Genomic DNA, 19,637 nt, shown 5'->3' with positions numbered 1-19,637 from the left:
GGTCTGCTTGGCGCCTTCGAGCGTGGTGGCATCGACATACGGCCCGAGCGTCTGCGGCATGCCGAGCCAGACATAGACAAGGGTGAGCACGATGCAGGCCGGCAGCAGGATGTAGAGCGTGCAGCGGGTCATATCGACCCAGAAATTGCCGATCGACTTGACCGAGGCGCGGGCGAAGCCGCGGATCAGCGCCACCGCGATGGCGATGCCGACCGCCGCTGACATGAAGTTCTGCACCGTCAGGCCGGCCATCTGCACGAGRTAGGACATCGTGCTTTCGCCGCCATAGTTCTGCCAGTTGGTGTTGGTCACGAAGCTGACGGCGGTGTTGAAGGAAAGGGTCTGCTCAACGGCAGGCATCCCGGCCGGATTGTAGGGCAGGACGCCCTGCAGCCGCTGCAGGACATAAAGCACGAGGAAACTGGCCAGGCTGAAGAGCATGATGCCTGCCGCGTAAACCGTCCAGTGCTGCTCCTCGCGCTCGCTGGTTCCTGCAATGCGATAAAGGACCCGTTCGACGGGCCCGAGGATCGGCGAGAGAAATGTGCGGTCGCCGTTGAAAACGCGGTACATGTAGCCGCCGAGCGGCTTCACCAGCAGAACGACGACCACGCAGTAGGCGAGGATCTGTATCCATCCGTTGAATGTCATTGAAGTAGCTTTCCGTGCCTTGCTGTTGCCGTCAGAAGCGTTCTGGGCGAACGAGGGCGTATGTCAGGTAGGCGAGCAGGAACAAGGTCACACCGCCGCCGAGGATATAGTCGATAAGCATGTTGCGATCCTCCGGTTTAAAGAATGTCGCAGACTTTGATGTAGGCGACGGAAAGGGCGAAAAACAAAATCTCCAGCCCGACAACGACGATATCCATCGTGCATGTTCCTTATCTTCGTTTTATTTGCGCTTCGCATTGCAGACCTGCGGTTGGCAGGTCGAAAGCATATGAAAACACTCCCGTCGCGACAGATGAGCGCGACCGAGCTGTGTGTTCCCTGGAGAATATGGACCCGATCGCCATAAAGGTTCGAGACGGCGCGGGGCGGAAAGAAATAGGAATTTTATAAAGATTTTCGGGATGCGGATCAGTCGGAACAAATCCGCCGATACGAGATTGTCGACCCGAGGGACCACCTGAAGGAGATGACAATGGCAAAGCAGAAAATGCTCGACGACCTGTTTCACGACACGCTGAAGGACATCTATTTCGCCGAAAAGAAGATCTTGGCGACGCTGCCGAAAATGGCCAAGGCCGCGCAAAGCGCCGAACTAAAGGCCGCCTTCGAAAAGCATCGCACCGAAACCGAAGGCCATGTCGCGAGGCTGGAGAAGGTCTTCGGCGTGATCGGCAAGAAGCCGGTCGGCAAGACCTGTGCCGCCATCATGGGCATCACCGAAGAAGGTGCCGAGATCATGGAGGAGTACAAGGGCTCGCCAGCGCTCGATGCCGGCCTGCTGGCCGCCGCGCAAGCAGTCGAACACTATGAAATCTCGCGCTATGGCACGCTGCGGACATGGGCCGGTGAACTCGGCCTGAACGAAGCCGTGACGCTTCTCGAAGCGACGCTGAAGGAAGAGAAGGCTACGGACCAGGCGCTGACCACGATCGCGGAGTCGGCTGTCAACGTCGCCGCCGAAGCAGCATAAATCTGCAAGATCGGGGGCCGCGCAGACCGGCCTTAAGGTGTGTCGAGATTCAGGTCAGGGCGCGCCGAAAACGATGGCTTTCGAGAACCGGAGCGGAGCGTACTCAAAGTACGTGAGCACCGGAAGCGCAGAAAGCCATCGTTTGCAGGCCGCCCTCACCTGAATATCGATACACCTTAGCGCGGTTCCCGCATCATGCTCAGATACGTCGGATCGAACTCGGCGATTTCCTGGAGCCGGTGCCAATCGAGAATTGTCACCGTGTGGTTTGCCCAGCTGACGACCCCAACCTTGCGCAAGGCGCCGATAACCCGGTTCATGTGCACCACCGACAGGCCGAGCACGTCGGCCATCTCTGCTTGCGAAAGCGGCAGATGAAAGCTCATGCCGTTGGTCCGCTGCACCACCTGCAACCGCACGAAAAGCTCACAGACCAGATGCGCCAGATGCGCGGTCTTGGAGCGCCGGCCCATGGCGACGATCCATTCGCGGTGAATGGCGCCGTCGACCAGCGTGTTGAGCCACAACAGCCGGGTCAGATGCGGCGCCTGCTCGGTGATTGTGCGAAGCCGGCCGTGATCGGCGAACATTACATGACAGGGCGACAGAGCGACGATGCCGTGATCCATGGTCTTCAGCAGGAAGGCGTGGAGATCGACGAAGTCGCCCGGCACCTGCAATGAGGTGAATTGCCGGCCGCCATTCTCCAGCACCTTGTAGCGCGCCGCGAGCCCATCGAGGATCAGCGTCGAATAGGTCGGCCGCGATCCCGATGCGACAATGTCCTGGCCAACGGCGAAATGCCGTTCGAAGGTCATCGCGCCGGCCAGCAGCGCCTTTTCGGCATCGGACAGGGCGTCGTGCTGGCCGAGGTTCAGGTAAAGGGATTCAAGCACCGCAACCTCCGGCGAAAGGGCTTCAGCAGCCGATCGCCACGTGTTTCTGTAGGAAGCAAGGCGGCTTCGGATGCACTAGGCCTTTGGCCGCTGATAGGCATTAACATTTGTTAGAGCCCGCTTGTTCCATGGTAAATGCCACCGTTGGTGGAACAACTGCCGGGCCCGCGAATTGTCGGTTGAATATCGCGCCATTTCAACAGCCTGAGGTCCAGCCCACCATGCCTCGATATTATCTTGACCTCTACAATGGCGACGGTCTGACGGTCGATGATGACGGCCAGGTCTTCGAAACGCGCGAACGCCTGCGGCGCGAAGCGATCCGCATCCTGCCCGACATCGTCCGCGACGAGATCATCGAAAACGACCACACCGCGATCACCGTCAAGGTACGCGACGAGGACGGGCGCCAGATCTTCGAGGCGTCGCTCGTCGTCTCGTCAGGCTGGTGCGACTGACGGCCCTGCCCGGCATCGATGGCAAAAGTTCTCCGACCATCATTTGTAATCGCCGCCCCCGCCGCGACGCTGCACCATGCAAAGCCGGAAGAGGCGGCGTTCAGAACCGCCGCCCCCTGCGGGATGGAGGTAGCAGCAGATGAACCGTGCAAAAGTCGACACCCAGCGTGACGAGCGCGCCAAACGTGAATCGCAGATCGTGATCGATGCCGAGCGGGCGGCCCGCGAGGCAAAGACCGCCAGATTGAGAGAGCTGCGCCTTGCCGCRCAGTCAGCGCAGGCGCCTGATCCGACGAGGCCCAAGCCGGCACGCCGGCGCGCACCTTCGAAAGGTTGATTGCCCCAACAGCGACGGGCAAACATCATCGGTGGATAAACGCGATCTTCCTCCAAAGTGAAAGCCCGGCTGGGAGGGCCAGGCCGGGCTTTCTGTGGCGACCGATGCCGAATTGGCCACCACGACGGGAGGTGGCCGCAAAAATCAGGCGGCGTAGCCGCCATAGCCGCGTGCGACGGCGCGCGCCACGATGACCGGCTCGATCTCGGGCCAAAGGATACCGGTGGCTTTCGCGAAGTCGACGAGCGCATGGCGCGCCTCATCCCTGGTGATGCAGCCTTCCAGCGCAAGGTCACACGCCTCGACGGCATGGCGATAGAGCGGACCACGGCGCGACGTCGTCCAGTTGGTCAGGAAATCGTGCATCTCGGCCAGCGAGGCGATCTCGCGCTTGAAACCAAGGCCGACGGTGAGCGCCACCGGCGAATGAAACAGCTTGTCGTACATGAAACGGCTCCTGATTATCGCAGCGCCAGGAGAAATATCCGGGCTGGTCCACGGACGGGACGCCGTGAAACGCGCGGCAGGGCGAGAGGTTCCAGATGGACGCTTTTATTCGTCCGCGCCGATGGCCCTTGGGGCTACATCAGATGCCCGGACTCCAGCCATGGCTGCTGCTGACGCGGATCAGCAGCATGCCTATGCCGGAGACCATCGCCGCCCAGTAGAGCGGCGTGCCATTTCGGGCCATGGCTCGACAAGGATGAAGGCCTTTCACGCAGCATCGCCTTACAGCGCATGGCGCTGGCTACAGGCGAGCGCCAAGCCGCGCGGGTCTCTTCGTCTGTGTAGCAGAGCGGCCGGCAAGGAGACGCGCGCTCACGCGGCGCGCGCAGGCCGGTCCGGGGCCGCGCATATAGTGAAGCTCTGGCCGGTAGCGCGGTGCAACGAATTCGCGAAAGGCTGATGCCAACCGATTGATTACGGCCAGACGTCCTGTGACCCAATCTCTGCAAGATGCCGCTGCATGAGGCTGTTCGATTCCGATCCAGAGTCTCGTCGCCATCGAGGTGGTTCCCTATGATCTTGTGATGGCCGGCGGACATGGTCGCACAGTCCGCGACACTGAAGCCGCCGCCGATAAGGTCTCGGCTGGTGGAGCGCTTGAGCAAAAAACCGAATTGTTTTGAGCCGCAGTCAAAAACCCCCACGAGGGCGGCAAGTAGGCTACCCCTAGGGCGATGGCCAAGAACACTGCCAGAAGCCCGAACAGAAGCTTACGCGACATCATTGTTCCAACCTCACACGCCGGTGTCGATATGAAACAGCGTCTTAGCGCCCGGCATTGCCTGGAGCTGTGGGAGCAAGAACCGTGCCACGCTTGCCTGGCATGCTTCATGAAGAGGTTGATGTGTTGGCAAAGGTCAGGCCTTGGCTCGATAACCGTCGCAACGGTTTCGAGCTCTAGAGGCGACGCCGAAACTGTTCCGAAAACTTCCGAAACGTCTAGTATGCCCACATGCAGGGCACTCGCATTGCTTTTGGTCCGTTCGTACTCGATCCCGACATTGGGACGCTCCTCAAAGAGCAGATCCCGATCGCTCTTGGGCATCGTGGGCTGACGCTGCTTGCTGCGCTCACGGCCCGGCCCGGTGAGATCCTGACCAAGGCCGAGCTGATGGACGCTGCCTGGCCGGGCACCGCCGTTGAGGAAGGCAACCTTACCGTCCAGATCGCGGCACTAAGAAAGGCACTCGGTCCGGCTGATAAAGGCGGCGAGTGGATCGCCACGGTGCCCCGCGTCGGCTACCGCTTCACCGGGACTGTCGAGCCGGTGGCGAGCGCATCCCGCGGACTGGCACCACCCGCCGGCAAGCCGTCGATTGCGGTGCTGCCTTTTGCCAACTTGAGCGGCGACCAGAACCAGCAGTATCTCAGCGACGGCATAACCGAGGACATAATTACGGAGCTGGCCAGGTTCCGCTCCCTTCTCGTCATCGCGCGCAATTCATCTTTTCAGTTTCGCCATGCGGCATTGGACATTGCGGAAGTCCATCGCAAACTCGGAGTTCGCTACCTTGTCGAAGGCAGCGTACGAAAGCTCGGTGATCGCATTCGGATCACCACACAGCTGATTGACGTCGCCACCGGCGCCCACCTGTGGGCCCAACGGTACGATCGGGCCCTCGACGACATCTTCTCATTGCAAGACGAGGTTGCGGCTCTTATCGCCTCGATGGTCGAAGGCCAAGCGGAGGCCGATTCGGTGAGCAGGACCAGACGCAAGCCTCCGGCCGATTGGGATGCATACGACTACTACCTGCAGGGGCGCGCGCACTTCTACCGGTATGAACTGGACAAGTCCGAGCCCCTATTCGCCCAGTGTGTCGAGCTCGATTCGACGTTCGCTCAAGGCCACGCCTTCCTCGCRCAGGCCCTYGTYGGCMGATTTTGGTACGACAACGATCMGCGGACGCTACAGAAGGCTTGGAACTCGGCACAAACGGCGCTCGCTTTTGACAGGAGCGATGGCGTCTGTCACCAGAGCATGGGACTGGTGCTTACGCACATGCGCCAGCACAGCGATGCGGGAGTGCATTTCGAGCGAGCCCGCTCGTTGAACCCGCTGGACGTCAACATAGCGGGGGATTACGCAAGCTGGCTCAACTACGGCGGACGGGCCGAGACGGCGCTGAACGTGCTCGAAACTGCGCTCTTGCGCGACCCGTTACCTCCGATATGGTTCTGGGAGGTGAAGGGCAGCTCCCTCTTCCTGCTTGGAAGGTACGCGGAAGCCGTCGGTTCGTACCAGAAGGCCGGCGACCAATTCTTCATTCATGCCTTCCTCGCAGCGGCGTACGCACATTTGGGCGAGACGCAGAAGGCGCGCGCTGAAGTTGAGGAAGCACTGACGAGGAAACACGGCCTGACTGTCCGGCTGATKTCAGGTCTCCCGTTCGCCGACCAAGCCGCCCTCGAGCTTTTCACGTCAGGCTTCAGAAAGGCCGGYTTTCCCGTGTGAGATGTTGCGAAAATCTGCCGCAATGCCAAGAGCGGCAAGGCATTGAGGTCCTATTCCTCGTTGTCGCCAAGGTACGCCTTCACACTTCCGAAATCGCGGTACATTCCGCCGTCCGGGTGTTTCTTCTCATGCCAGGTGATCGTCCAACGGCCGGTGTCCTGAAGACCTTCCATGACCATCACCCGATCGCGCTCGGCAGGGAACTGCCGCTTGAGAAGATCGCTGACGGCCTTCAAGCCGCCATCCCGATAGGCTTGCACGTAGACATCATCTGCCATGGTCTTTTGCTCGTTTTTAGAGGCTGCCGGGTGCGCCGGCAGTCAAGCCGCTACTCTGCGAGCCATCCTGCTTAGTAGCAGCAGCGATAATAGAGGCGATAGTACGGGCCGACGCTGGCCGCTGCCAAATGCTTTGGAAATAAAGGGGTTTCAGGGGTTGGCTGGCGGAGAGAGCGGGATTCGAACCCGCGTTACGGTCTCCCGTAAACACACTTTCCAGGCGTGCGCCTTCAACCACTCGGCCACCTCTCCGTCCTTGCATGTCGCGCCGGCCGGTTACGCCGCGCGGGTTGGGGAGATGCATCTCCTTGGGGCTTCGGCACGGAATTTCCGAACCATGGACGCCGCCCAACCAGCGGACATCCTTCCCCGGCACCTGAGCCGTCGAAGCAACAGGCGCGGGGCTCATCTAGTCGATCCCGCGCCGAATGCCAAGCCATAACGGTGCTCTATTCGCTTTGCCGGCCACATGGTGTTTCTTGGGGCCGCCGCCGCAGCCGTTTCCGGGGTGCCCGCACCCCGAATGATGTGCACAGGCAAGGCAGCAGGACCCGCCCTGCTTGACTTCGCCGCCGGCCGGTTGTCGAGTGAAGCAGAGGCTTTGCGGGGGCATCGTCCTGATATGACATCAAGCAGCGAACAACCGGGCAGTGGAATCCCGGGGGATAGAGGGGCGCCAGCCGGCCGCCCGGGCGGTGACCTTTTTTACGTCCCGGTCGGCTGGCTCATATTCGTCATGGCGTGGTCGGCCTACAGCCTGGCGTCATCCTGGTGGCTGTTCGGGAATTCCGGCCTGCCGGACAAGATCTTCTATTTCTTCTTCGGCGGGCTGATCGCCAATGTCATCATCATCCTGTGGGGGCTTTACCTGCTCGGCCTCGCCTTTGGCCGCTCGGGGCGCTTCCCCCGCCATTTCACCATCTGGCAGATCGCCCTCATCGTCTGGGTGCTGGCAAGGCAGGCCTATGTGCTCACCGTGCCGGAATTCGTCTTCTCCGCCAGGAGCCTGGGCATCACCGCCATCGAGACCGGCGTCGGCCTGCTTTGCATCTACCTGCTGCGCGGCGGCTCGGGCGCCGAAACCGTCTACGCGAGACCCCAAGCCGAAGCGCCGCCGGTCGGCGTTTCCATTGCCGCCGCGTTGCTCGGCATCATCCTYGGCGCCGTCATCGGCTGCCTGGGCGGCTTTTTCGCCGGTTCGGTGATCGCCGATGTCGCCGAGGTCAGCTGCTTCGAGGGCGGCTGCGGCTATTTCGCCGTCTTCTTCGGCCTGGGCGGGCTGGTGGTCGGCGCCATTGTCGGCGGCATTCTCGGCGTCTGGCTTGCTCACAGGCGCCGGCGCAAACCGGTGGCGTAGGGATAGGATCCTTCAAATTCGCGTATCGCGGTTGCGGGCAAGCCATGCGCACTCTATTTCTCGCTGGTGCCGGAGATCCCGTCCAGGATCGGCCGGGGGAGAGCTTGATGTTTCGCTTCATTTTTCGTCTCGCCGCCATGGTCGCGCTGTCGGTCTCCGTCATCATGGCGGTACTCGACGCGACGCGCACGGTGGCCGCTTCGGCGCTTGTGCTGACCCCGCTCAACGCCAGCTGGCTGGCGGTCTCGCCGGACACGCGGGCGGCCTTCGAAACCTTCGTCCGCGCCAAGGCCAGTCCGCTGCTGTGGGACGGCGCCATCGCCTGGGTGCTCAACCAGCCGGGCTTTGCCGTGTTCGCAGTGCTGGCCTTCCTGCTCTACGCCATCGGCTACAGGCGCCAGCGGCGCACGGGACAATTCGCCGCCAACTGATCGATTTTCTTGCATCCTGACGGGAAGGAAGGCCGCGCATGTTCTTTCTCAGCGACATGCTGAACAAGAAGCTCAATCTACCAAAGCCGTCCGAGGCTTTGCCGGGCCGGGCCAAGGCGATCCCGACACCATCCAGGCACCATGTCCTGAAAAGGCCGCTCAAGGGCCCCTACCCCGAGGGGCTGGAGACGGCGATGTTCGGGCTCGGCTGCTTCTGGGGCGCCGAGCGCCTGTTCTGGCAGATCGAAGGCGTCTGGGTCACCGCCGTCGGCTACGCCGGCGGCATCACCCCCAACCCGACCTATCAGGAAACCTGCACGGGACTGACCGGCCATGCCGAAGTGGTGCTGGTCGTTTTTGACCCCAAGATGATCTCCTATGCCGTGCTTCTGCGGCTGTTCTGGGAAAGCCATGACCCGACGCAAGGCATGCGCCAGGGCAATGATGTCGGCACCACCTACCGCTCCGCGATCTACACGTCAGGCGATGGGCAATTCCAGGCGGCGAGCGCCTCGCGCGATGCCTATCAGCTCCAGCTGCGCGGTGCCGGCCACGGCCGGATCACCACCGAGATCGCGCCGGCGTCGGCCTTCTACTTCGCCGAGGCCGATCACCAGCAATATCTGGCGAAGAACCCTTACGGCTATTGCAACCTCAAGGGCACCGGCATCGCCTATACCATGCCGGCCGCTACCGCCTGACGGCTATCGCGCAAGGATCGGACCGCGGTGTGGCCTGCCCGTGGCACGCTTTTCCAAAAGGTCAAAATTCCGCGTGAATTTTGTTTCGGGCCGTGCCAGATTGCCCAGGAGCGGGAGGGGAATACACTCCTGGCTGACGTCGCGTGGCTGCCGGTGAACCGGGCAGCCAGGCGGTGCGTAACGGAAAAAATAACCGACAGGGTGTGGATCACATGAAACGTATCGTTCTCGGCCTCCTGGCCGCAACCGCAATGGTTCTTCCGGCTTTCGCCGCGGATGTCCAGCCGGCCATCCTCTATGATCTGGGCGGCAAGTTCGACAAATCCTTCAACGAGGCTGCCTTCCATGGCGCCGAGAAGTTCAAGACCGAGACCGGCACGCCCTATGTCGAGTTCGAAGTGTCCAACGCCTCGCAGCGCGAGCAGGCGCTGCGCCGCTTCGCCGAGGACGGCCACAACCCGATCGTCATGGCCGGCTTTGCCTGGGAGGACGCGCTGAAGAAGGTCGCGGCCGAATATCCCGATCTCAACTTCGCCATCATCGACGATGCCGTCGACCTGCCCAATGTCCGTTCGCTGGTGTTCAAGGAGAACGAAGGCTCCTACCTCGTCGGCATCATGGCGGCGATGGCATCGAAGTCGAAGAAGGTCTCCTTCATCGGCGGCATGGACATCCCGCTGATCCGCAAGTTCGAATGCGGCTATGTCGGCGGCGCCAAGTCGGCCGGTGCGACCGACGTCATCCAGAACATGACCGGCGACACGCCGGCCGCCTGGAACGATCCGGCCAAGGGCGGTGAAATCGCCAAGACGCAGATCGACCAGGGCTCCGACGTGGTCTACGCCGCGGCCGGCGGCACCGGCGTCGGCGTGCTGCAGGCGGCGGCTGATGCCGGCAAGCTCGGCATCGGCGTCGATTCCAACCAGAACGGCCTGCAGCCCGGCAAGGTTCTGACCTCGATGATGAAGCGCGTCGACGTTGCCGTCTATACCGCCTTCATGGACGGCAAGAACGGCACCTTCAAGGGCGGCCTCGAGAATCTCGGCCTCAAGGAAGGCGGCGTCGACTATGCTATGGACGACAACAACAAGGCGCTGGTGACGGACGAGATGAAGGCGGCGGTCGAAAAGGCCAAGGCCGACATCATCTCCGGCAAGATCCAGGTGCATGACTATACGGCTGACAACGCCTGCCCTTATTGATCGGCAAGCACTAGGTTTCGAACCGCCGGGCCTTGTCCCGGCGGTTTTGTTTTTGGAAGACTCTACAAGCGAGACACCGAGGCAAGAGTGACGCCGATCGTAGAACCCATGACCGAACGCGACGTCGAGGCGGTGGCACGATTGCGCGTTGCCACCTTTTTCGAGGGTAGCGCAAGGACGGCGGACGAAGACGCTGCCGGGCTCCGCCTGCTGTTGGCCGGGGACGGCTTCGAAACGGCGCTTGTCGCCCGGATAGGCGACGCATCGGTCGGGACCTGCCTGCTGGTTCGCCACGAACTGGAGCCGGCGCATGATTTTACGCCATGGCTGGCCGGGCTGGTCGTCGATGACGCGCACAGAGGCCGCGGGATCGGTCGCGCGCTGGTCGCGGCCATCGAAGCGCATGCGGCGTCGATCGGAGTGGAGAGGCTCTACCTCTATACGTGGGAAGCGCGTGATTTCTATGCTGGGCTCGGCTGGGTGGTCGTCGAGCGTCTCAAGCAGGACGGACACCCAATGCTGCTGATGGCGCGCGAACTCCGGCTATAGCCGGCCCACGAGATAGCCCAGCGCAAAGACCGCTATCAGCACGATGGCGACGACAAATCCGCGCCGGCCACCGAGCGAATGCACACCAACGCCGTATGGTGACCGGGACAGGCTTCGGATCACCGGGCGCGACTTGGCATCATTGCCACCCAGCCCAACACTGCGCATCTGCGGCAATTCGGCGATACGCTGGGTGACCAGTTCCCAATGATTTTCGGGCCGGCTACCTGGTTTTTCGGCACGGTCGAACATGTGCATGCGTTCGGCAAGCTGCAGCACCGCGTCGCGGAAGGCCGGGTCGATTTCCAGATCGCGCTCGGCCCGTTCGCGCTCCGCGTCGTTCATCAGGCCAAGCACATAGTCACCAGCCCTTGCGATGCGGTCGCTCATGATGTGTGCCCTCCCCTTTTCCTCACCAGTGCGGCGGCTTGGTCACGGGCACGTCGGGTGCGGCCTGCTCCTCCAGCGCCAGGAAGCGGTTGGTCAGCGCGTCGAGCTTGCGCTGCATGCGCTCGATCACCGTCCACTGCTCGGCGATCTGGCCCGACAGCTCCTCGATGGTGTTTTCCTGCTCGGCGGCGCGGATTTCCAGCGTCGTCAGCCGGTCGACGGGCATGATCATTCGCAATCCCTGATCTTGCATCGCAATGCCTTGCATCGTGATGCGAATTTCGACGTCGTCATATTAGCGAATATGAAGCCTGCGGACACGTTGGAAATTGACAAGCGCACCGGGATTTGCCGAGAGTGGACGCTGCTCCGCCAATTGGCACGGGCGGAGCGTCATGCTAGGCGTTTTGACCAAGCGATAAAAAAATAAGAGTGGGACTGGCTGCATGGCGCAAGCCGCAATCGAACTGATCGGCATCAACAAGAGTTTTGGCGCCGTGCGCGCCAACCGCGACATCAATCTGGAGATCGCGCGTGGCACCATCCACGGCATTGTCGGCGAAAACGGCGCCGGCAAGTCGACGCTGATGTCGATCCTCTACGGTTTCTACCAGGCAGACAGCGGTGAGATCCRYGTCGGYGGCAARCCGGCRTCGATCAAGACGCCCAACGACGCSATCGCGCTCGGCATYGGCATGGTGCACCAGCATTTCATGCTGGTYGACAATTTCWCSGTGCTGGAAAACRTCATYCTCGGCGCCGAAAGCGATGCRCTGCTGAAGMRSAGYATCGCCAAGGCGCGYTCYGARCTGGAGCGKCTSGAGCGCGAATACGGGCTGGAGGTCGATCCTGACGCCATCATCGAGGAACTGCCTGTCGGCCTGCAGCAGCGCGTTGAAATCCTCAAGGCGCTCTATCGCGGCGCCGAAATCCTGATCCTCGACGAGCCGACGGGCGTGCTGACGCCAGCCGAGGCCGACCATCTCTTCCGCATTCTCAAACAGCTGAAGGAACAGGGAAAGACGGTGGTGCTGATCACCCACAAGCTGCGCGAGATCATGGCCATCACCGACACCGTGTCGGTGATGCGCCAGGGCACGATGGTGGCGACTAGGGAGACCAAGAAAACCACCGTCGAGGAACTGGCCGAGCTGATGGTGGGGCGCCGCGTGCTGCTGCGGGTCGAAAAGGGCGAAGCGGAAGCCGGCGCCGTCAAGCTCGCGGTCAAGAACCTGACGGTCAGGGATTCGCGCGGCGTCACCATGGTCGAMGACATCTCCTTCGATATCAGGGCCGGCGAGATCGTCGGCATTGCCGGTGTCGCCGGCAACGGGCAATCCGAACTGCTCGAGGCGATTTCCGGTATCAGGCGCGCCGTGTCCGGCTCGGTCATGCTCGACGGCAAGCCCATCGACCTGACAGGTGCCGCCGACCCCGGCGAATTGCGCGACCGCGGGCTTGCCCATGTGCCGGAGGATCGCCACCACGTCGGGCTGGTGCTGGCCTTCGAGGAGAAYGAGAATTCCATCCTCGGTTACCATGACGACCCCCGCTATCTCAAAGGGCCGTTCCTCAACGTCGACGCCATCATGGCCGACGCCAAGGACAAGATCGAGAAATACGACATTCGTCCCGGCAATCCGCGCTTGAAGACCGCCAACTTCTCCGGCGGCAACCAGCAGAAGATCGTGCTGGCGCGGGAAATGGAACAGGACCCAGGTGTTTTGATCGTCGGCCAGCCGACGCGCGGCGTCGATGTCGGCGCCATCGAATTCATCCACAAGCGCCTGATCGCCATGCGCGACCAGGGCAAGGCGGTGCTGGTGGTTTCGGTCGAACTCGACGAGATCCGCTCGCTCTCCGACCGCATCCTGGTGATGTTCGCCGGCCGCATCGTCGGCGAGCGCAGCCCGGAGGCGACCGAGGGCGAGCTTGGCCTGCTGATGGCGGGCGTCGAGCGCCAGGAGGCTGCGGAATGAGCACGCCTTACGCCAAATTGCCGGCCTGGGCCGATTATGGGCTGATCCCGCTGATCAACCTGTCCGTGGCTTTCATCGTCGCCGGTTTCGTCGTGCTGCTGGTCGGCGAAAATCCGTTCCGCGCCGCCGTCATCCTGGTCGAGGGCGCCTTCGGCAAAGGAACCGGCATCGCCTTCACCCTGTTCTATGCCACCACCTTCATATTCACCGGACTTTCGGTGGCGGTTGCCGCGCATTGCGGCCTGTTCAACATCGGCACCGAGGGSCARGCCTAYATYGCCGGCCTCGGCRTCGCCRTSGTCTGCCTGWCCTTCGACAGCGTGCTGCCCTGGTGGCTGACATTTCCGCTGGCCATCGTCGCTTCGACGGTGGTAGGCGCCTTGTGGGCGCTCATCCCCGCCTATCTGCAGGCCAGGCGCGGCTCGCACATCGTCATCACCACCATCATGTTCAACTTCATCGCCGCCTCGATCATGGTCTACCTGCTGGTCGGCCCATTGAAGCCGGCGGCCTCGCAAGCGCCGCAGACGCGCAACTTCCTAGCCGGCGCGGAATTGCCGAAGCTCAACGGGATCATCGAGCTGTTCGGCGCCAAGATCCGCTCGGCGCCACTCAACATCACCTTCCTGCTGGCGCTGCTCATGGCCTTCCTGGTTTGGCTGCTGATCTGGCGGACCAAGCTCGGCTATGAGATGCGCACCTATGGCCACAGCCCCAAGGCAGCGCGCTATGCCGGCATTTCGGARACCCGCATCATCATCACCGCGATGATGATCTCGGGCGCGCTGGCCGGCATGATGGCGCTCAATCCGGTAATGGGCGACCAGCACAATGTCGCGCTCGATTTCGTTTCCGGCGCCGGCTTCGTCGGTATTGCCGTGGCGCTGATGGGCCGCCTGCACCCGGTCGGCATCGTGCTGGCGGCGATCCTGTTCGGCATGCTCTATCAGGGCGGCGCCGAACTCGCCTTCGAGATGCCGGCGATCAGCCGCGACATGATCGTCATCATCCAGGGCTTGGTGATCCTTTTCGCCGGCGCGCTGGAACATATGTTCAGGCCTTACATCCAGGCAGTGTTCGCCTCTTTCAGTCCGCGATCGGTCGGCATGGAAGCGGTCAAGGGAAAGGGCGCCTGAGATGGATGTCTTCATCGCCATCGTGCAGATACTCGACTCCACCATCCGCCTGTCGGTACCGCTGCTGCTCGCTTGCCTCGCCGGCCTTTATTCGGAACGGGCGGGCGTCTTCGACATCGGGCTCGAGGGCAAGATGCTGGTCGGCGCCTTCGCCGGTGCGGCGGCAGCGTCGGTCTTGCATTCGGCTCTTCTCGGCCTCGGCATGGCCATCCTGGTCTCGGTCGCCTTCGCGCTGATCCACGGCTTTGCCTCGATCACCCATCGCGGCAACCAGATCGTTTCCGGCGTCGCAATCAATTTCATCGCCGCCGGTTCTACCGTCATGCTCGGCCAGGCCTGGTTCCAGCAAGGCGGGCGCACGCCGGCGCTGCAGCCGGGCGAGCGGTTCGAGGCGATTGTCTGGCCCGGCGCCGATGCAATCAGGGACGTGCCGATTATCGGACCGATCTATGCGGAACTGATCTCCGGCCACTCGATACTGGTCTATCTCGCTTTCCTGATGGTGCCGTTCACCTGGTGGGTGCTGTTTCGCACCCGCTTCGGCCTGCGGCTGCGCGCCGTCGGCGAGAACCCCGCCGCCGTCGACACCGCCGGCATTTCGGTCGCCTGGCTGCGCTACCGCGCCCTGATCTGCACCGGTATCCTCACCGGCATCGCTGGCGCCTATCTGTCGATGGTGCAGAATGGCGGCTTCGTGAAGGACATGACCGCCGGCAAGGGCTACATCGCACTGGCGGCGCTGATCTTCGCCAAATGGAAGCCGGTCAACGCCATGTTCGCTTGCCTCTTGTTCGGCTTCCTCGACGCGCTGGCGATCCGCCTGCAGGGCTCGCCGCTGCCGATCATCGGCAAGGTACCAGTGCAGTTCATGCAGGCGCTTCCCTATATCCTCACCGTCATCCTGCTCGCCGGCTTCATCGGCAAGGCAATCCCGCCGCGCGCCGGCGGCGTGCCCTACGTCAAGGAACGCTAATGCATGTCGCCCAAAAGTGACCTCGGTTTTGGGAGAACGACATGCATAAAACAAAGACTTAAAGCGCGACGCGCCGCGCTTTAAGGACCAACAGCCCGGCGCGGCAAGCGCCGGGTTTTGGACACGATCATCGGAGAGAACAACTGAATGTCGCATGATCTGTTCGAAGCGGCCAAGACCGCCATGGCCAAGGCCTATGCGCCCTACTCGAAATTTCCGGTCGGTGCCGCCCTGCGCACCGAGGACGGACGCGTCTTCACCGGTGCCAACATCGAGGTCGCCTCCTATCCGGAGGGCTGGTGCGCCGAAACCACCGCGCTCGGCCACTACATCATGGGCGGCGGCGGCAAAATCGTCGAGATAGCGGTCCTTGCCGAACGCATGGCCAAATGCTCGCCTTGCGGTGGCTGCCGCCAACGGTTGGCCGAATTCTGCCGCCCGGAGACAAAACTCTACCTCTGCGACAACACAGGCGTCGCCGAGACCGTGACCATGGGCGACATGCTGCCTTATGGTTTTCGCGGCGACATTCTCAAATGAAGAATTGGCTCAAATGAAGAGCGGGCTGCAATGACGCAAAAGGCGGTGGACCATCTTATCGAGAGGCTGGACGGCCTGGCGCCGTCGACAGCACTGGTGCTGGGGTCGGGCCTCGGCGTCCTTGTCGACCGGATCGAGCACCCGATCCGCGTCCCCTATGCCGACCTGCCGGGCTTTCCCAAAAGCGGCGTCAGCGGCCATGCCGGCGAAGTGGTCGCCGGACTGTTTGCCGGCGTGCCGGTGCTGATGCTGTCCGGCCGCGCCCATTACTATGAGCATGGCAACGCGGCGGCGATGCGGCCGGTGCTGGAAGTGCTCGCCGGCGTCGGCATCACCAAACTGATCCTCACCAATGCCGCCGGCTCGGTCGACCCGGACATGCCGCCGGGCTCGGTGATGTTGCTCACCGACCACATCAATTTCTCCGGCAGCAATCCGCTGATCGGCGAGCCGAGCGACCGCCGTTTCGTCGGCCTCACCGAAGCCTATGATGCCGGCATCCGCAAGGCGATTGAAGGCGCGGCGAAGGCGACCGGCACCGCGCTGCACAAGGGCGTTTATATGTGGTTTTCCGGCCCCTGTTTCGAAACGCCGGCCGAAATCCGCATGGCCCGCATCATGGGTGCCAATGCGGTGGGCATGTCGACCGTGCCGGAGGTCATTCTCGCTCGCTTCCTTGGCCTGCGCGTCGCCGCCTGCTCGGTCATCACCAATCTGGCAGCCGGCATGACCGGAGCCGAACTTTCGCACCAGGAAACCAAGGACATGGCGCCGGTTGGCGGGTCGCGGCTAGCGACGGTCCTGCACAGAGTGTTCCGCGACGGGCTGCTGGAGCGCTGATGCTTCCGCAGGAAATCATCCGCCACAAGCGCGACGGCCACAGGCTTTCGGCTGGTGAAATCGCCGCCTTCATCGACGGCGTGACCTCTGGCGCCGTCAGCGATGGCCAGGTCGCGGCTTTTGCCATGGCGGTGTTCTTCAATGGCATGAACCGCGACGAGGCCGTGGCACTGACGCTGGCGATGCGTGATTCCGGCGATGTGCTCGATTGGTCGGACCTGCCCGGTCCCGTCACCGACAAGCATTCGACCGGCGGCGTCGGCGACAATGTCTCGCTGATGCTGGCGCCAATCGTCGCCGCCTGCGGCGCCTATGTGCCGATGATCTCGGGCCGTGGCCTCGGCCATACCGGCGGCACGCTGGACAAGATGGATGCGATCCCCGGCTACACCAGCCAGCCCGACATTGCGCTGTTCCGCAAGGCTGTGCTGGAAACCGGCTGCGCCATCATTGGCCAGACCGCCGATCTGGCACCGGCCGACCGCCGGCTCTACGCCATCCGCGACGTCACCGGTACAGTGGAATCGGTGCCGCTGATCACCGCCTCGATCCTGTCGAAGAAGCTGGCCGCCGGCCTGGGCTCGCTGGTGCTCGACGTCAAGGTTGGCAATGGCGCCTTCATGGAGAAATCGCGCGACGCCACCGCGCTCGCCAACAGCCTGGTCGAGGTCGCCAGCGGCGCCGGGCTAAAGGTCTCGGCGCTGATAACCGGCATGAGCGAACCGCTGGCCTCGGCCGCCGGCAACGCTGTCGAGGTGCGCAATGCCGTCGACTTCCTCACCGGAAGGTTCCGCGACAAGCGGCTGGAGGACGTGACGCTGGCGCTGGCCGCCGAAATGCTGCAGTCGGCGGGATTGGTGTCGTCCAATCAGGATGGCATGCGGCGCGCCACCGAGACGCTCACCAGCGGCCGCGCCGCCGCCACCTTCGCCCGCATGGTTGCCGTGCTTGGCGGCCCCGCCGATTTCATCGAAAGGCCGGAAAAATATCTGGCCGTGGCGCCAACGGAATTCGCGGTCAAGGCGACGACAGAAGGTTTCGTCACCGGCATCGCCACCCGCGACATCGGCCTTGCGGTGGTTGGCCTCGGCGGCGGGCGCACAAGGCCTGACGACAAGATCGACCCTGCGGTCGGCATCACCAGGCTGCTGCCCATTGGCGCGGAAGTCCATGCCGGAGATGCTCTGGCGCTGATCCACGCCCGCTCACCCTCCGATGCCGAGGCGGTCGCCGCCGCCGTGCTTTCGGCTTATGCGACCGGGACTTCGAAACCACCGGCGGACAAAACCGTCATCCGACGGATCCTGCCGCGCGGTTGATTATTGGACAAGCAGCAGTGTGCCGTTTTCGGCCTGATATTTGCCGAGTCGGCTGAGAAAGCTCATGCCGATCAGGTTGGTTTGCAGCGCCTTGTCGTCGAGCACGATGGCCTGCACACCGTCGATACTGATGCTGCCTATCTGCAGGCGATCGATCGTCACCACCGCCGCCTTGATCGTTCCGTTGGCAGTGCTGACCTCACGGTTGAAATCGGACGGGTTGAGCGATAGCCCGATCCGGCGCGCCGTCGACGTATTGACSGCGACCAGYGTSGCGCCGGTGTCGATCAKGCCGTCGACCTGACGACCGTTGAGYTTGAAGGTCGACGAGAAATGTCCACGCCCGTCCGCCGCGACGACGACCTTGCGGCCGGTCGGCAGTGGCGCAACCGGCTTGTTGGGCACAGACGCCAGGTTGACTTCTGGTTGCGTCTCGACCTCGGGCTTGGCCGTCACCGCCGATTTCAGCAGGTTTTCGAACATCTGCGGATTCGACTGGTAGACAACCGGGATCGATGCCGATGTCCCGACAAAAACGCTGAGGATGAGAAGCTTGCGCAGCATGGATCGGCCTCGCCGCATGACCCCGAAAATCGGRATCGATTTTCGGAAAGGATCATGCGCAAAAAACAAAGTTCTACAGCGTCCTTTTGCGCGTCCGAATGGACGCGCGGCGCTGTAGTGAGCGCCGATTCATTAGCGCTGGATGGTGTTTGCCGCTTTAACGCCCGCCGAAACCGCGCAGTTGCGTAAACAATCGGTAAATCGCACCAGGCAGCCTGATACTATTTCGTCCCGTACATGCGGTCGCCGGCGTCGCCGAGGCCCGGCATGATGTAGCCCTTCTCATTGAGCTGACGGTCTATGGAGGCGGTGAAGACCGGGACATCCGGATGCGCCTTGGTGAAGCGCTCGATGCCTTCGGGTGCCGCCAAAAGGCAGAGGAAGCGGATGTTGGTGGCGCCGCGCTGCTTCAGCTTGTCGATCGCCGCGATCGCCGAATTGGCTGTCGCCAGCATCGGATCGACGACGATGACCAGCCGGTCAGCGAGATCGCTCGGCGCCTTGAAGAAATATTCGACCGCTTCCAGCGTTTCGTGGTCGCGGTAGAGACCGACATGGGCGACGCGCGCCGCCGGCACCAGGTCGAGCAGGCCTTCCAGCAAACCGTTGCCGGCGCGCAGCACCGAGGCGAAGACCAGCTTCTTGCCCTCCAGCGTCGGCGCTTCCATGGTCTCCATCGGCGTTTCGATGGTCGTCGTCGTCAGTTCGAGATTGCGGGTGACCTCATAGCCGAGCAGCAGCGATATCTCGCGCAACAGCCGCCTGAAGCCGGCCGTCGAAGTCTCCTTCTTGCGCATGATGGTCAGCTTGTGCTGGACAAGCGGATGGTCGACGACGGTGACGCCCTTCATGATGGTCTCCTGATGCGTGTCGCCCGATGCGCGCGGGCGCGACAGGCAGTTCTCACGACCCTAGCGACTATGTGCCGGCCAAGGAACCGCCCGCCGACGCCGGACCACAGATTTCAGCGTGCCGCGCCGTTCAGCCGGGCGAGAAGTGCTGTCTTGGTCTTCCTATCGACGAAGGCGGCCTCGATAGCGGTTCTGGTGACGGCTGCCAGCGCCTTCTCGTTCATCGCAAAAT

The 19,637-nt window shown here is 62.6% G+C and carries 25 protein-coding genes, 1 tRNA gene and 1 pseudogene; 15 read left to right on the top strand and 12 right to left on the bottom strand.

All coding sequences use genetic code 11. The features are described from left to right. Nucleotides 1-651: potassium-transporting ATPase subunit KdpA (locus AC1DX0_RS14805; protein ID WP_477355834.1), on the bottom strand; the 651-nt coding region annotated here is incomplete at its 3' end. 31 nt (nucleotides 652-682) lie between these two features. Continuing rightward, a complete protein-coding gene (gene kdpF / locus AC1DX0_RS14800) occupies nucleotides 683-772 on the bottom strand; it encodes a K(+)-transporting ATPase subunit F (protein ID WP_292584858.1) in 90 nt (29 codons plus the stop codon). A gap of 372 nt (nucleotides 773-1,144) precedes the next feature. On the opposite strand from kdpF, the gene AC1DX0_RS14795 reads away from it, so the two are divergent. Continuing rightward, the gene (locus AC1DX0_RS14795; protein WP_027043200.1) at nucleotides 1,145-1,642 is read left to right on the top strand and encodes a YciE/YciF ferroxidase family protein; all 498 of its coding nucleotides are present in this window, start codon (nucleotides 1,145-1,147) and stop codon (nucleotides 1,640-1,642) included. 176 nt (nucleotides 1,643-1,818) lie between these two features. Here AC1DX0_RS14795 and AC1DX0_RS14790 read toward each other — a convergent pair whose 3' ends face one another. Then, on the bottom strand, nucleotides 1,819-2,538 hold the full coding sequence (locus AC1DX0_RS14790; protein ID WP_477220101.1) for a Crp/Fnr family transcriptional regulator: 720 nt from the start codon (nucleotides 2,536-2,538) through the stop codon (nucleotides 1,819-1,821). A 221-nt stretch (nucleotides 2,539-2,759) separates the two neighbouring features. Between AC1DX0_RS14790 and AC1DX0_RS14785 the strand changes: the two genes are divergently transcribed. Both AC1DX0_RS14785 and AC1DX0_RS14780 read left to right on the top strand, forming a co-directional pair. Beyond that, the gene (locus AC1DX0_RS14785) at nucleotides 2,760-2,996 is read left to right on the top strand and encodes a DUF6894 family protein (protein ID WP_477220102.1); all 237 of its coding nucleotides are present in this window, start codon (nucleotides 2,760-2,762) and stop codon (nucleotides 2,994-2,996) included. A gap of 139 nt (nucleotides 2,997-3,135) precedes the next feature. Further along, on the top strand, nucleotides 3,136-3,333 hold the full coding sequence (locus AC1DX0_RS14780) for a hypothetical protein (protein WP_477220103.1): 198 nt from the start codon (nucleotides 3,136-3,138) through the stop codon (nucleotides 3,331-3,333). 144 nt (nucleotides 3,334-3,477) lie between these two features. Here the strand turns inward: AC1DX0_RS14780 and AC1DX0_RS14775 are convergent, their stop codons facing one another. Together AC1DX0_RS14775 and AC1DX0_RS14770 are read right to left on the bottom strand one after the other, a co-directional pair. Continuing rightward, a complete protein-coding gene (locus AC1DX0_RS14775) occupies nucleotides 3,478-3,780 on the bottom strand; it encodes a DUF982 domain-containing protein (RefSeq protein ID WP_172224268.1) in 303 nt (100 codons plus the stop codon). Nucleotides 3,781-4,081: 301 nt separating this feature from the next. Further along, nucleotides 4,082-4,264 carry a hypothetical protein gene (locus AC1DX0_RS14770; RefSeq protein WP_477220292.1) on the bottom strand — a complete coding sequence of 61 codons (183 nt, stop codon included), beginning with the start codon at nucleotides 4,262-4,264 and terminating at the stop codon, nucleotides 4,082-4,084. Between the two features lie 528 nt (nucleotides 4,265-4,792). Here AC1DX0_RS14770 and AC1DX0_RS14765 point away from each other — a divergent pair. After that, on the top strand, nucleotides 4,793-6,295 hold the full coding sequence (locus AC1DX0_RS14765) for a winged helix-turn-helix domain-containing tetratricopeptide repeat protein (protein ID WP_477355831.1): 1,503 nt from the start codon (nucleotides 4,793-4,795) through the stop codon (nucleotides 6,293-6,295). A gap of 50 nt (nucleotides 6,296-6,345) precedes the next feature. Here AC1DX0_RS14765 and AC1DX0_RS14760 read toward each other — a convergent pair whose 3' ends face one another. After that, entirely contained in the window at nucleotides 6,346-6,573 is a 228-nt protein-coding gene (locus tag AC1DX0_RS14760) for a hypothetical protein (protein ID WP_477220105.1), read from the bottom strand. A 162-nt stretch (nucleotides 6,574-6,735) separates the two neighbouring features. Then, nucleotides 6,736-6,825 (bottom strand) — tRNA-Ser (locus AC1DX0_RS14755). Between the two features lie 484 nt (nucleotides 6,826-7,309). Here AC1DX0_RS14755 and AC1DX0_RS14750 point away from each other — a divergent pair. The 5 genes from AC1DX0_RS14750 to AC1DX0_RS14730 all read left to right on the top strand — a co-directional run bounded on the left by AC1DX0_RS14750 (nucleotide 7,310) and on the right by AC1DX0_RS14730 (nucleotide 10,813). After that, a complete protein-coding gene (locus tag AC1DX0_RS14750) occupies nucleotides 7,310-7,930 on the top strand; it encodes a hypothetical protein (protein ID WP_477220106.1) in 621 nt (206 codons plus the stop codon). Between the two features lie 107 nt (nucleotides 7,931-8,037). Next, nucleotides 8,038-8,361: a hypothetical protein gene (locus AC1DX0_RS14745; RefSeq protein ID WP_477220107.1), complete on the top strand. Its 324-nt coding sequence runs from the start codon at nucleotides 8,038-8,040 to the stop codon at nucleotides 8,359-8,361. A 38-nt stretch (nucleotides 8,362-8,399) separates the two neighbouring features. Beyond that, nucleotides 8,400-9,062: a peptide-methionine (S)-S-oxide reductase MsrA gene (gene msrA, locus AC1DX0_RS14740; protein WP_477220108.1), complete on the top strand. Its 663-nt coding sequence runs from the start codon at nucleotides 8,400-8,402 to the stop codon at nucleotides 9,060-9,062. A 212-nt stretch (nucleotides 9,063-9,274) separates the two neighbouring features. Beyond that, nucleotides 9,275-10,264: a BMP family lipoprotein gene (locus AC1DX0_RS14735; protein WP_477220109.1), complete on the top strand. Its 990-nt coding sequence runs from the start codon at nucleotides 9,275-9,277 to the stop codon at nucleotides 10,262-10,264. Between the two features lie 108 nt (nucleotides 10,265-10,372). Further along, nucleotides 10,373-10,813, top strand: coding sequence for a GNAT family N-acetyltransferase (locus AC1DX0_RS14730; protein WP_477220110.1), 441 nt, complete (start codon nucleotides 10,373-10,375; stop codon nucleotides 10,811-10,813). Here AC1DX0_RS14730 and AC1DX0_RS14725 read toward each other — a convergent pair. Then, nucleotides 10,808-11,203 (bottom strand): hypothetical protein, encoded by a 396-nt coding sequence (locus tag AC1DX0_RS14725; protein WP_477220111.1) that lies wholly within the window; start codon nucleotides 11,201-11,203, stop codon nucleotides 10,808-10,810. The genes AC1DX0_RS14730 and AC1DX0_RS14725 overlap by 6 nt on opposite strands. A gap of 22 nt (nucleotides 11,204-11,225) precedes the next feature. Continuing rightward, nucleotides 11,226-11,432 (bottom strand): SlyX family protein, encoded by a 207-nt coding sequence (locus AC1DX0_RS14720; RefSeq protein WP_477220293.1) that lies wholly within the window; start codon nucleotides 11,430-11,432, stop codon nucleotides 11,226-11,228. Nucleotides 11,433-11,649: 217 nt separating this feature from the next. On the opposite strand from AC1DX0_RS14720, the gene AC1DX0_RS14715 reads away from it, so the two are divergent. The 6 genes from AC1DX0_RS14715 to deoA all read left to right on the top strand — a co-directional run bounded on the left by AC1DX0_RS14715 (nucleotide 11,650) and on the right by deoA (nucleotide 17,990). Next, on the top strand, nucleotides 11,650-13,182 hold the full coding sequence (locus AC1DX0_RS14715; RefSeq protein ID WP_477355828.1) for an ABC transporter ATP-binding protein: 1,533 nt from the start codon (nucleotides 11,650-11,652) through the stop codon (nucleotides 13,180-13,182). Then, a complete protein-coding gene (locus tag AC1DX0_RS14710) occupies nucleotides 13,179-14,318 on the top strand; it encodes an ABC transporter permease (protein ID WP_477355825.1) in 1,140 nt (379 codons plus the stop codon). Before AC1DX0_RS14715 ends, AC1DX0_RS14710 begins: the two co-directional genes overlap by 4 nt. Nucleotide 14,319: 1 nt before the next feature. Continuing rightward, on the top strand, nucleotides 14,320-15,291 hold the full coding sequence (locus AC1DX0_RS14705) for an ABC transporter permease (protein ID WP_477220114.1): 972 nt from the start codon (nucleotides 14,320-14,322) through the stop codon (nucleotides 15,289-15,291). A 147-nt stretch (nucleotides 15,292-15,438) separates the two neighbouring features. After that, complete coding sequence (cdd, locus tag AC1DX0_RS14700) at nucleotides 15,439-15,831, top strand: cytidine deaminase (protein WP_027031029.1); 393 nt, start codon at nucleotides 15,439-15,441, stop codon at nucleotides 15,829-15,831. Between the two features lie 30 nt (nucleotides 15,832-15,861). Then, complete coding sequence (locus tag AC1DX0_RS14695; RefSeq protein WP_477220115.1) at nucleotides 15,862-16,671, top strand: purine-nucleoside phosphorylase; 810 nt, start codon at nucleotides 15,862-15,864, stop codon at nucleotides 16,669-16,671. Further along, entirely contained in the window at nucleotides 16,671-17,990 is a 1,320-nt protein-coding gene (deoA, locus tag AC1DX0_RS14690) for a thymidine phosphorylase (protein ID WP_477220116.1), read from the top strand. The genes AC1DX0_RS14695 and deoA overlap by 1 nt, the downstream gene beginning before the upstream one ends. Here deoA and AC1DX0_RS14685 read toward each other — a convergent pair whose 3' ends face one another. The 3 genes and pseudogenes from AC1DX0_RS14685 to AC1DX0_RS14675 all read right to left on the bottom strand — a co-directional run. After that, the gene (locus tag AC1DX0_RS14685; RefSeq protein WP_477355822.1) at nucleotides 17,991-18,554 is read right to left on the bottom strand and encodes a TIGR02281 family clan AA aspartic protease; all 564 of its coding nucleotides are present in this window, start codon (nucleotides 18,552-18,554) and stop codon (nucleotides 17,991-17,993) included. Between the two features lie 221 nt (nucleotides 18,555-18,775). Next, entirely contained in the window at nucleotides 18,776-19,405 is a 630-nt protein-coding gene (gene upp, locus AC1DX0_RS14680; protein WP_172234653.1) for a uracil phosphoribosyltransferase, read from the bottom strand. A gap of 113 nt (nucleotides 19,406-19,518) precedes the next feature. After that, nucleotides 19,519-19,637: pseudogene (locus AC1DX0_RS14675) on the bottom strand (adenosine deaminase); the annotation flags it as partial.

The sequence above is a fragment of the Mesorhizobium sp. P3_A9 genome (assembly GCF_056402975.1).
This window is presented reverse-complemented; position numbering and strand designations above follow the sequence as displayed.